This window comes from Sporosarcina sp. ANT_H38 (assembly GCF_008369195.1).
GTDB lineage: Bacteria > Bacillota > Bacilli > Bacillales_A > Planococcaceae > Sporosarcina.
The window spans coordinates 958,610-971,553 of sequence record NZ_VOBC01000001.1; the positions used below are offsets into that span (position 1 = coordinate 958,610).

General features: G+C 35.3%; 10 protein-coding genes. 8 read left to right on the forward strand and 2 right to left on the reverse strand.

The genetic code is table 11. From position 1 onward, the window contains the following. Window positions 1-2: 2 nt before the first annotated feature. From FQ087_RS04490 to FQ087_RS04500, 3 genes are all read left to right on the forward strand, one after another. Window positions 3-911 carry a carbohydrate ABC transporter permease gene (locus FQ087_RS04490; protein WP_255452142.1) on the forward strand — a complete coding sequence of 303 codons (909 nt, stop codon included), beginning with the start codon at window positions 3-5 and terminating at the stop codon, window positions 909-911. A gap of 14 nt (window positions 912-925) precedes the next feature. Next, entirely contained in the window at window positions 926-1,759 is an 834-nt protein-coding gene (locus FQ087_RS04495; RefSeq protein WP_149579335.1) for a carbohydrate ABC transporter permease, read from the forward strand. Window positions 1,760-2,030: 271 nt separating this feature from the next. Further along, window positions 2,031-3,137, forward strand: coding sequence for a GNAT family N-acetyltransferase (locus tag FQ087_RS04500; RefSeq protein WP_149579336.1), 1,107 nt, complete (start codon window positions 2,031-2,033; stop codon window positions 3,135-3,137). A 377-nt stretch (window positions 3,138-3,514) separates the two neighbouring features. Here the strand turns inward: FQ087_RS04500 and FQ087_RS04505 are convergent, their stop codons facing one another. Further along, window positions 3,515-4,408: an AraC family transcriptional regulator gene (locus tag FQ087_RS04505; protein WP_255452143.1), complete on the reverse strand. Its 894-nt coding sequence runs from the start codon at window positions 4,406-4,408 to the stop codon at window positions 3,515-3,517. A gap of 178 nt (window positions 4,409-4,586) precedes the next feature. Here FQ087_RS04505 and melA point away from each other — a divergent pair, with 178 nt between their 5' ends. The 5 genes from melA to FQ087_RS04530 all read left to right on the forward strand — a co-directional run bounded on the left by melA (window position 4,587) and on the right by FQ087_RS04530 (window position 10,377). Then, complete coding sequence (gene melA, locus FQ087_RS04510) at window positions 4,587-5,888, forward strand: alpha-glucosidase/alpha-galactosidase (RefSeq protein ID WP_149579338.1); 1,302 nt, start codon at window positions 4,587-4,589, stop codon at window positions 5,886-5,888. 407 nt (window positions 5,889-6,295) lie between these two features. Next, on the forward strand, window positions 6,296-6,907 hold the full coding sequence (locus FQ087_RS23295; RefSeq protein WP_188006633.1) for a YesL family protein: 612 nt from the start codon (window positions 6,296-6,298) through the stop codon (window positions 6,905-6,907). A 346-nt stretch (window positions 6,908-7,253) separates the two neighbouring features. Next, window positions 7,254-8,558, forward strand: a complete 1,305-nt coding sequence (locus FQ087_RS04520; protein ID WP_149579340.1) for an ABC transporter substrate-binding protein — start codon at window positions 7,254-7,256, stop codon at window positions 8,556-8,558. 75 nt (window positions 8,559-8,633) lie between these two features. Next, window positions 8,634-9,503 carry a carbohydrate ABC transporter permease gene (locus FQ087_RS04525; protein WP_149579341.1) on the forward strand — a complete coding sequence of 290 codons (870 nt, stop codon included), beginning with the start codon at window positions 8,634-8,636 and terminating at the stop codon, window positions 9,501-9,503. Next, window positions 9,493-10,377: a carbohydrate ABC transporter permease gene (locus FQ087_RS04530; protein WP_149579342.1), complete on the forward strand. Its 885-nt coding sequence runs from the start codon at window positions 9,493-9,495 to the stop codon at window positions 10,375-10,377. Before FQ087_RS04525 ends, FQ087_RS04530 begins: the two co-directional genes overlap by 11 nt. Window positions 10,378-11,755: 1,378 nt before the next feature. Here FQ087_RS04530 and FQ087_RS04535 read toward each other — a convergent pair. Then, window positions 11,756-12,694, reverse strand: coding sequence for a Gfo/Idh/MocA family protein (locus FQ087_RS04535; RefSeq protein WP_149579343.1), 939 nt, complete (start codon window positions 12,692-12,694; stop codon window positions 11,756-11,758). Window positions 12,695-12,944 lie beyond the last annotated feature (250 nt).

A 12,944-nucleotide genomic window follows, 5' to 3' on the forward strand; every position in this document is an offset into this window, starting at 1 on the left:
TTTTGAAAATACAAAAACAAAAGAATCGGAAGCTTTTAAAAGGCTCAACGACAGCAGGATTACTCTTTGCATCCCCATGGCTCATAGGTTTGATATTGTTTTATGCCTACCCGTTAATTGCATCAATATATTTTAGTTTTACGGATTACAGTATATTGCAACCAGGGACATTTATTGGATTGAATAATTATAAGGATCTATTCAATGATCAGTTATTTTGGAAATCAATATATAATACAATCTATTTTGCAGTCTATTTTGTACCTTTAAGCATATTTTTTGGTGTTGCTTTAGCGATGGCCTTGAATATGAAAGTAAAAGGGATGGGGATTTATCGCACAATATTCTTTTTACCCACTCTTGTTCCACACGTCGCTTTGGCAGTATTATGGATGTGGCTCTTAAACCCTGGTTTCGGTCTAGTAAATGAAATTTTGGGCGTGGTTGGTATTAGTGGTCCAAGTTGGCTTGGGAGTGTGACTTGGTCAAAACCATCATTGATCTTGATGTCACTGTGGGGAATAGGACAACCAGTAATAATCTACCTTGCAGGATTAAGTGATATTCCAGAAGATTTTTATGAAGCTGCAGAAGTTGATGGGGCTAATTGGTTCCAGAAAACATTTCATATTACATTACCATTATTGACGCCAGTTATTTTTTTTAACTTGGTTATGGGAGTTATAGCTGCTTTTCAACAATTTACATTACCTTATACATTGACTCAAGGACAAGGCACTCCAGCAAATTCATTGACGTTTTATGTCATGTATTTATATGATAATGCATTTAAGTATTTTAAAATGGGATATGCTTCCGCGATGGCTTGGATCCTTTTCCTGATAATTATGATCTTGACAGCTATAATATTTGCTTCTTCGAAACGTTGGGTACATTACCAAGATAAATAAGGAGGAAAGTGTATATGGAACCGAAAATAAAAAAGAGGCTTCAAGTGATAGCAGCACAAGCATGTTTGATTGTGGCATCAGCTTTTTTCCTTATTCCATTTTTGTGGATGCTTTCCACTTCATTGAAGGATATAACACAAGTTTTTACATTTCCACCTGAATGGATTCCTAGGCCTTTTAATTGGGAAAACTATGTTGAAGCTACAGAGTTCATACCATTTTTCACTTATTTAAAAAACACTGTATTAATTACAGTCTTTAGCACAATAGGTGTTGTTGTTTCATGTCCTCTAGTAGCATACAGTTTTGCAAAACTGGAATGGCGAGGGCGGAATTCTATGTTTATTATTACGATTGCAGTAATGATGATTCCAGCTCAAGTTACAATGATACCGTTATTTTTACTATTTAATAAGATTGGATGGGTAGGAACATCATTACCATTAATTGTACCAGCATTCTTTGGAGTTCCTTTCTCAATATTTTTATTGCGCCAATTTTTTAGGGGGCTACCTGATACTCTAAGAGACGCTGCAAAAATTGATGGAGCTAGTGAGTTCCGTATATATTGGCAGATTATGCTTCCATTAGCAAAACCCGCAGTATTAGCTGTTGGTCTATTCCAGTTTATGGCGAGTTGGACAGATTTTATGGGACCATTAATATACTTAACAAACGATTTGCAATATACATTATCGCTAGGACTTCAGCAATTCCAAAGTCAGAAAGGTACTGAGTGGGGCCTTATGATGGCAGTATCTACTATGATGACATTGCCAATTATTATTTTGTTTTTCTTTTTACAAAAAACATTTATTCAAGGGATTACATTTAGTGGTATTAAATAATGGTTTAAGTAGTGATGCGCTATACCTGTAAATGCATTAAAATAGAGAATCTTTGTACAAGAAATAGTCTAACTGTCCCTCATATTTAGTTGGGGGATAGTTAGATTAGTTATTTGGTGAAAGATCCATTGTACCTAATCATTTGGTGCCACTGTGTTTTGGGAGCCTTGGAGATTAATATATGAATTATTCAGGGTGACGTTTATTTGAAGATTAATTTTAAATACCTAGAGGCGAATAAGAAAGAGAATCCAGGGAGGAGCTGCTATCTATGGAAATTCGTCGACTCAAAGCCGAGGAATTTGAACAAGCGATTCATTTATCTAATCGTACATTTCGTGAACAAGGTCACACCTCGATGGGGCAGGCATTCCCACATGTCTTTTCGAAAGAACTGCAGCAATCTTTTGGTGCTTTTGATGGGGAGACCTTAATCAGTTTCATTGGATTAGTCCCTGCTACTATCCGAATTGGTGAAGCCACACTTACTGTTTTTTCACTTGGATCTGTATGTACTCACGAAGATTACCGTCAACGAGGGATTTCAACGAATATTTTACAAGAAATCTATGATTATATCAATCAGGCGGCAGCTTCATTATTATTTGTCTCTGGAGACCGAGGACTTTATATGCGGAATCATTGCTATCATTTTGGTAAATCATTTAAATATTCAATTGGAAAATCGAGCATAAATAAAGGTGGATATGATGGGGATATACGCAAAGGTCAATCAGCTGATGTTTTTCAAATAGATCGGATAAGACAAGAGCACAGAGTGCGATTTGACAGTAGTATTATGGAATGGCAGATTCTTTTAGAGGCGGGTGGTTATGCCAGTATTTTTAAGATGGAACAAGCGTTATATGTAGCAAGTCGAGATGGCGTACTAGAAGGTTATGCAGTGATCGGCATGCCTACTCCAAAAAGTACCAAGGAACATGCGATTATAATTGAGTGGGGTGGTGATCCAAGAATTGTATATGGCATTGTACAGCATTTGCTGGAAAATGATATTGTTCTAGAAATGGAACTCACGCTACCATGGCATGATAAATTCCGCGATGAAATAAGCGAACATCCATGTGAAGAGCAGAATAATGAAGGAACCATCCATATTGTTGATGTAGAGAGACTCATAGGCCAACTGATGCCTTATTTATATGAGAAGGATCCAACAATAGCGCAAAGTCTTAGTGTACGAACTTTGGATGAAGAAATTGTAACCATAAATCATTTTAATGCAACGGAAATAACGGTATCCCTAGAAGAGTTTGTGAAACTGTTATTTGATCCCCAGTCACTATTTTTGGGTAGGGAACTACAAACCATTTTTCCGATTCCATTGCCGAATACAGAGGGGATGTATTTTGTTTAGTTGAAAAGACAATAAGCTCTAGAGACTTTACTTTGTATTGATGAAAGACCAATCTGCAGATATGTTGTAGGTGTAGAAAACTAAAAAGTTGTGCAGTATGACTTCCTAACTCATACAGCCCAACTTTTTTATAGTTGATGTATTAACAGCCATGCATACTAGGAAGTAGAATTATCCAGGCTTTTTAGAATCACCACAATAAATGTGGTTGAAGGGAATTTTACCCTTACTAGCAATGATTGAGGTGCTAATAGTGAAAAACCATCTATGTTTACACGATGTTCTAACAGTTTAAAAACGCCTAACACTGTCCCTTAGAGGGGGCAGTGTTAGGCGTTTTTTTATATGATTAGTTACTTGAGTTAATAGGTGGGGAGTTAATGATCTCGAATAAGATGATCTACAGTGATGAATGATTTACCGCTTCTATATTCTCCAGGAGATGTTCCAAGGGATGAGCGGAACACTTTCCCAAAATAATTCCCATTAGAAAACCCTACTTTTAATGCAATCTCATCTATAGTTAATTTTTTATCCTTTAGTAAATCAATTGCCTTATCGATTCTGATATTCGTTAGGTATTGTATAGGTGTTGCATCAATTGTTTTATTAAACACTCGAGCGAAATGGTACTTAGAAAGTCCAGAAGCTTCTACAATATCGTCGAGAGTAATAGGATCAGCATAATTATTCTCAATAAAAGTAGTTGCACTAGAAATTGAATCGGGCCATTCGTCATTCTTATTGTTGTTTAAGATACATCGTTGTAACTCCATTAAAAATGAATAGGCAAAAGAGGATGCTTCATATGCATCGTTCAGTTTATTATTTGCAACCTTTCTCAGGATTTCAAGGATAGTTGAAATTGGAGTAGAATATAAATCTAACTTTAGTATATGACCTACATCGGCTGTAATACCTTCATAGCACCTGAGGGCTTCCTCCCCCAATAAAGTTATATGTATAAATTCCCATTCGTTACTATCGGAAGGTAGGTAATAACAGTGATCACTTGGGATTTTGACGAAGAAAGCATCACCAGTTTCAAGACGATATGTATGGTCTTTAATTTTAATCTCACCTACACCTTTTAAGGTATATTGGAAGACGATTATATCTACTTCACTTCTTGTTAAACCATTCCAGTTGTAAGGAGCATTTATCTTCTTTTCCCATCCTATAGAGTGAATCCCTGTAATGCGTTGCTGGTGGGATCCTTTAAAACGAAATCCATATGTACCATATTGTAATGAGTGGAAGTTAGATAGCAATATTTTACCCTTCTTTCTATTTTTATTACCATTGCGTAACCTCATTATTCAGATTATGATGATTAGAGCGTCACTTCTCTTGAATAATAGTTTATAGATTGAAAATGACCATTATTTTTTATTCATCTAAAATTACTTTTATTCTTGGAATGACTTATTAAATAGGAGGTTTTCTAGCATGTCCAAACTTACTTTTTTAGGTGCTGGTAGTTCAATTTTTGCGAAAAATGTACTTGGTGACTGCATGAGAGTGGAGGCTTTGCAAGATTTTGAGTTTGCATTATTTGATATTGATCATGAGCGGCTAAAAGACTCAGAACAAATGTTGAACAATATTAAAAAGAATCTTGGTTCTACTGTAAATATCGTAACATATACAAATAGAAAAGATGCATTAAGAGATACAAAATACGTTATTAATGCGATTCAAGTTGGTGGATATGAGCCAAGTACAGTTATTGACTTTGAAATCCCTAAAAAATATGGACTGCGTCAAACGATTGCAGATACAGTCGGAATTGGTGGTATTTTCCGCAGTTTAAGGACAATTCCTGTCATGATGGACTTTGCAAAGGATATGGAAGAAGTGTGTCCAGATGCATGGTTCTTGAACTATACCAATCCAATGGCCGCGCTTACAGGTGCAATGCTTAGGTACACTGGAATTAAAACAGTCGGTTTATGTCATAGTGTACAGGGATGTGCGAAAGGGTTACTAAAATCTTTGGATATGCCAACAGATAATATTCAATGGAAAATTGCTGGGATTAACCATGTGGCATGGTTACTTGAAGTTAACCGAAATGGGGAAGATTTATATCCAGAAATCAAAAGAAGAGCGATTGAGAAACAAAAAGAAAAACATAATAATATGGTGCGCTTTGAGTTAATGTTGCGCTTTGGTTATTATGTGACAGAGTCTTCCGAGCATAATGCCGAGTATCATCCATACTTCATCAAGAATCGATATCCAGAATTGATAGAACGTTTCAATATACCACTAGATGAATACCCAAGGCGTTGTATCAGTCAGATTGAAGATTGGAAGAAAATGCGTGAGGATTTAGTCAATGACGAAAATCTAACTCATGAACGAACGAGTGAGTATGGTTCATATATCATTGAAGCAATGGAAACAAATATACCAATTAAAATTGGTGGAAATGTGCTGAACACTGGTGGTTTAATTAGTAATTTACCGGGAAATGCATGTGTTGAAATTCCGTGTATTGTAGATGCAAGTGGAGTGACACCTACATATGTAGGCGATCTACCAGAACAACTAGCTGCCCTGAATCGAACTAATATCAATACACAGTTACTAACTATACAGGCTGCAATGACAGGTAAGAGAGAGCATATTTATCAAGCTGCGATGCTAGACCCACACACTTCAGCTGAACTTTCTATCGATGATATTGTTTCATTGTGTGATGAACTTATTGAAGCGCATGGGGATTGGTTACCGACTTATAAGTAATATGAAAAAGTGGTTAGTAAACTAACCTTTAGTACAAATCCAGCCATATCATATTTCATCTAACTTAAATATGACATGGTTGGAATCTTTTTATCGATAACTATTATGAAAGTGTGGTTTAAAGAGTACTATTGCATGCATACAAATGACTAAATTATATATGCTACGAAGATTGCTCAGAATCAGGAACGATATCAGACTTAGAAGTTCAACAACTTCTACATGAACAACTTCAATGTAGTAGTGATTTCTCGTTAATCTTTCTATACCAAAACATGAGGTGTCTTCATTTATTAATGAAATTATAAATTGATCTATTGAATGGGCTACAAGGCTGGTGCAGTCAACTGATCATGCTGTTGTATGGAGTGCGAAAGTTGCGATATATAATACAGAGGATGAGGAAAATGAATCTATTTAGAATCGACGGTACTTTCTATCGCATATTAGAGAAATCGATCAACTTTCTTTTGCTAAATTTATTATGGTTTTTAATGTGTCTACCGATAATTACTATTTTTCCTGCTACAGCAGCAATGTTTGGAGTAGTAAGGCAATGGACTCAGAAGAAAGAAACAGGTATTTTCAGAAACTATTTCGTGCTTTTAAAAGAAAATTTCCTACAAAGTTTTATATTGGGGATCATTTGGTTTGGGTTAGCCTACTTATTTTATTTTAATATATCCATCAGCCTTCAAATGTCGGGAACCTTAAAATTCCTTGCGGTTTCTATATTAGTATGTTTGTGTTTATTGTTCATAATGACGTCGATTTTTTTATTTCCAATAATGGTTCACTATAAAATGGGTTGGACCTCCATTCTTAAAAACTCTTTATTATTTTCTGTGACACAGCTTCGATCCACATTTCTCTGTGGAATAATACTATTTATAACCATCGTAATAACCTATATTATTCCGATGACCTCCATTATATTTTGGAGTATCGCGGTCTACAATATCTATAGGTTATGTGATAAGTCGTTTATTAAAATCGAATCAATGGGACAATCAGTCTGAAAAATAAGGAGAATAATTAGCCTTGTTATGGTTACATTACTTTTTCAGGAATTAACTTACAGCGATTTTAAATCATGCCGGGATTATCAGATTTTATTTAGAGGGTTATTGGTTTAGTGGAATTAGTTAAATGTTGATATTAAATGGTAATGGAAACTTATTGGAGAATACTTAGGCATATGAAGTGGTTCAAAGCTTTCGATATATGAATCCGTCTACTAACCATTATTACTAGTAATAGGATTGAATCCAAATTTAACAAGCTGAAAAATCTGAATAATGAGTAGTCCTGCTTCGTTTTTCTATGAATTCCAAGCTTACTAAATTATGCAAGGGGGATTTACAAATGAAAAATAAATTTGCGTTTATTAAACTAACATCAATGCTACTTGCATTATTACTTGTCATTTCCGGATGTAGTTCAGGGAATGACAAAGAATCATCTGATGGAGGGAAAGTGAAACTTAAAATGTCAGTATGGGGAAACCCAGTTGAAATTGATGGGTACAAGCTAGCAATCGATTTATATAAAGAAGAGAATCCTAATGTTGAAATAACCATTATTCCAGTTCCTAGTGACAGCTACGAACAAAAACTATTTACTGAGCTTTCCGGAGGAAATCCGTCTGATATTTTTTATGCTGGTGATACCTACATATCTAAACTAATTGAAACCGGAAAAGTCGTTGATTTAACTGATTTCCTAGAGAGCAATGATAGCTATGTAAAAGCTGATGAGTTTGCTGAAGGTTTGTGGGGTGGAGCTAAGAAGGATGATAAGATATTTGGAGTACCTGTTGATAGTAATCCGTTCCTAATGTATTATAACAAAAATGTTCTTAAAGAGGCTGGTATTGAAAAAACTCCTCAGGAATACTTTGATGAAGGACAATGGAATTGGGATACTTTTTCTGAAATGACGGGGGAACTTGTTGCTGCTGGTAAGAAAGGGTATGTTGGTTCAAGTGGTGGTGTCTATACACTATCATGGGTTTGGTCAAATGGAGGAGAATTGTATGATGATAATGGAAACATCATTTTAGACAAGAATGAAAAAGCGCGAGAAACGTTTAGATACCTTGAAGGATTAATTGAAGATGGAAAAATCACATATAGTGGGTCATTGCCAAAAGGACAGGGAGCCGACGCGTTGTTTATGTCTAATCAAGTTGGTTTTTTATCCGCTGGTCGTTGGTTAACGCCGATGTTTAGCGAAAATGACTCATTAGACTTCGATTATATCCCGTGGCCAACAAATACAGGCGAGAAAATGGAGCCTGCAGCTATTGGTACTGCATATATGTCGGTATCCAAAGACTCGAAGCATGTGGATGAGGCAAAGAAATTTCTTTCTTTCTATACCTCTACTGTTGGTCAGAAAGCACGTCTAGCTGAGAACGGGAGTGCGATTCCATCTGTAAATGGAATTGATGATCTTGTTGAGGAAGCAAAAGTTCCAGAGCATGCCACCTATTTACTCGATGCCCGTAACATTGGAATTGTTGATGATAAGCAAATGTCAGTTCCAGGATTAGACAAGGAACTTAGAGACATTGTGGATCTTATGTATCTAGGGCAACAAGATGCTGATAAGACCATGGATGAATTTTATAAGAAAGCAAAAGAAATGATTGAAGATTATAGAAAATAATTAACTAACATTAAATAGTTAAAATAAAAGGTGATCTATTCTCTTTTATTTTACTAGCATTGAAAAGAGGATGCTATGATGAAAAATAAAACACTTTGGGGTTATTTCTTTTTAGCACCACAGTTACTGGGACTCGTGGCTTTTGCCCTTATCCCACTTGTTTTTTCTATTGTCTTAAGTTTTATGGATTGGGATGGTTTTGGTACGAAATCTTTTATTGGACTTGAAAATTTCATAGGACAGTTTCAAAGCCCTGTGTTTTGGAAGTCATTACGGAATACAGTTCTTTATACAATCCTCTATATTCCTATAGGAGTATCGATTTCTTTATTACTTGCTTTTGCATTAAATAAAGTTAAAGGGAAAGAGTTATACAGAATATTTTACTTTATGCCTGTGGTTACCAGTTCTGTATCCGTAGGTGTAATTTGGATGTGGATTTTGAATGGTGATTTTGGGATATTAAATCAATTGCTAGGTGTTTTTGGAATAGCGGGACCGCAATGGTTAACAAATACTAGCTTAGTTATGATTTCAATTGTAATGCTTAGTGTTTGGTGGCAAGTAGGTTTTAATATGATTATATTTCTTGCTGGTCTTCAAGGAATATCAAAAAGCTATTATGAAGCTGCCGATATTGATGGCGCCTCGGGTTTTCAAAAATTTCGCCATATTACCTTACCCATGTTATCACCTACTACATTTTTTGTAACGATCATGGCAATAATATCTTCATTTCAAGTATTTGACCAAGCTTACGTCATGACTATGGGTGGTCCGGCAAAGTCAAGTTATACAATTGTTTACCACATATATGAATTAGCATTTGTTAACTTTAGAATGGGTGAAAGTGCTGCAGCAGCGATAATTCTGTTTACGATTATTATGATTTTTACTCTAATTCAGTTTAAAGTTTCTAAAAGGTGGGTTCATTATGAAGAGTAAAACGCTTGTTGTAAATGAGGACAGTCACAAGAAAACAAAATTAATTAAAAAGAAGATTGAAATTTCAACAGTTATTCTTCATCTGGTGCTCATTTTAGGGGCAGCTATAATGATTTTCCCTTTTATATGGTCAATAACTAGTTCCTTGAAAAGTGTATCACAAATATTTATTGTACCTCCAGAGTTTCTTCCGAACCCATTTGTTTGGTCTAACTATCCAGACTCCTTGAAGGCAATGCCATTTGGTCGAGCATATTGGAATAGCTTTTATATCACAGTACTCATAGTAGGGATTCAGTTGATAACGGCTGCTATGGCTGCTTATGCCTTTGCAAAAATTCGTTTTCCAGGAGTAAATTTATTATTTATTTTATTTTTAGCAACAATGATGATTCCAAAACAAGTAACTATGGTACCAACCTATATGATAATGAGTAAAATAGGTTGGTTGGATACCCATTTGGCTTTAATTGTTCCTGGTGCTTTATTTAATGCCTTTTCAGTATTCCTATTAAGGCAGTTTATTATGGGGATACCAAATGAATTGGAGGAAGCAGCCGTTGTAGATGGAGCAAACCCGTTAAGGATTTTCTGGAGTGTTATTCTTCCTTTAATAAAACCTGCATTAGCAGCAGTAGGTATCTTTAGTTTTATGGGTACCTGGAATAATTTCATGGAGCCATTAATTTATTTAAGTACACCTGATTTATTCACTGTTCCCTTGATGTTGAACTACTTTAAGGGACTATATGCAACTGACTGGGGATTGATGATGGCTGGATCGACAATTTCAATTATACCAGTTTTAATCATATATATTATTGCGCAAAAACATATTATTGAAGGTGTTGCACTAACTGGAATCAAAGGATGATATATTGGCTACTATTAAATAATTGCTGTAAAATTAAAAATAGCTATAACCCGTTAATTCACAAGGTATAATTTTTTAGGTAATAGAGTGTGTATCCGTTTATTGGTGCATAATCCACCAATTTGTAGTTTATATTTGCACAATAAATCCCGTCTGCTTTAGTGGACGGGATTTAAATATGCCCAAAGTTGTATAGGCTGGTCGGTCGAATTCAATCCAGACAAGTTAAACAGCTCACATTTCGCACCACGCCAAATTTCAGATCTATATTATTATGAAGTTTATTTTTTTGTAATTCTGGTGACGACGATCAGCTGGTTGTTTACTAGCTTTTTTCTAAAACCCACAGCGATTTCATGTGCGTTTTTCAAGAAGTCCGACTCGGCCAATTCTAAATTCGTCAGTACTTTAGTTGTTCATAGGGAAGAGTGGGTTGCCGAATTGACACTGTTTTGTGCCGTCTGGGAGCTTCGATATAAAGATTTACATGAAGGTGAATAGTTAGGAAATCACTTAGCCTGTTGGATAAACGAGCTTTCATTTCCCAGGGTGAATCGAGGGGTTAGTCTTCGTCAAGTAACTAACTAACTAACTAACTAACTAACTAACTAACTAACTAACTAACTAACTAACTAACTAACTAACACCCAAAGAAATAGTTCCTGCAGTGCTTCCACTGTTAGATTTCGCGCCCTCTGTAAAAAGGATCATTCAAACCTTCATCAATCCGTATCTTAGACGTTTGTATGGCTATGGCATGGGCTCAGTTAACGAATATTTCGAGATGCAGTTTGAAAATATCGTGGCTTGAAATGTCGGAAATTCACCTTGATTTGAAGATAGGTATCTCTCTCAATTATTGAATCATCGTACTCGTGGAAATTTTCTTTACTATGTTATGATTTACATAATTTATGTATAATTGATCGAATCTCTAAAATGGTTAAAATTCGGTTAAATAAAGGATTTAGCTCATTCGCTAGAGGAGTTAATGTAGGATTTTGGCGTTGGACTGGGGAAGATTATCACTGAAGGGTACACGACTATTGAAGTTCTTTATACCTAACTGGATCAACTAATTTTTTTAAAGGACTTGTCTACTCTTGATACCATCTTTTTTATACGAGAACACAGTAAGTAAAAGTAGATTGTACAATTACATTAATTTAACAACTCTTTGAAGTCACTTCTTGCTTTATTGGGTTCTTAATAAATGGTCGATTAGAAAAAGAAGGAGTCTATGAGTTTGAATGAAATATAAAATAGGGTAGACTTTTTTTATCGTCTACCCTATAGGCGGGAGATTGGAACAAGTGACAGCACGTTGAATCATTTCAGATCCAACGATCAGTCAATAGCCGATTTATAATGTATTAATTCAAGTAAGAATTTTTGTAACACTGCGAGAGATTGCATGTGTATTGATGGTAGATTCTATCTGTTTATTTTTCACGCATTTTATAAATTCTTCTACTTCATAGTACATAGAATCATATTCATGCTTAACAGAAATATCTTCAGTTTGACCATCTTTGTATTTGATAATAATTTGCTTCGGATCACTAATTTTATCGATTTCGATTACACCATTTTCACCCTGTATTTCATTTGGAGAATGGGAATCTGAAATTTTGGAGTACATAATAACAGCTTCAAATTCATCGTAATTTAAGATCATACTTCCTTGGCCATCTGCACCAGTGGATAGTAAATAAGTATTTTTGAGTACAGATTTCGGTTCTCCAACTAGATGAATAATAGGTGCGATGCAGTAAACACCTAAGTCTGTTTTGGCACCATTTCCAAGTTCAGGTTTAAAAGCATTTTCAATAATGCCTTCCTTGTATTTATTGTAACGCGAAGAGTATTGGTTATAATGAAATACGAATCGTCGTAGTGGACCAATCTTAGCTAAGTTCTCTTTCAAGTTGAGAAATGTAGGTGTCACCGTGGATTTCATTGCTTCCATATAGGTTGCTTGATGCTCTTTAGATGCTTTAATAACTTGATCCATTTCATTTAAAGACGTGACAGCCGGCTTTTCACAAAGAACATGGATGCCATTTTTCATTGCTAAAATACTTTGTTCCGCATGGAATGCATTTGGTGATGCAATGTAAACAGCTTCAATATCGCCACTTTGAAACATTTCCAACATATCTGTATAGACATTATTGACCTTATGTTTCTCTGCAAACGCTCTCCCTGTTTCCACAGTTCTTGAATAGATTGCCCCAACGCTAAACTCGGGATGTTCTTTTGCTGCTGTAATAAATCGATCTGTAATCCAATTCGTTCCGATAATACCAAACTTCATTGTAATAACTCCTTTTGTTTATGTTTTAAATTGTTAGCTGATTAAAATAAATTAACCAGCTAATAAATTGATCTACTACTAGGATTCCTTGTAGGGCTGCCATTGGAGTACTTTGGACTGAACGATTTTCATAACATTACCGAGATATCTTGATGTATAGGGATGTGACTTCGTCGCATCCCTATACATTTTTTCGGTAATTTTATGGCGTTTGTTCATCTGTCGCTCTCCAAAAGCACAGTTACATCAA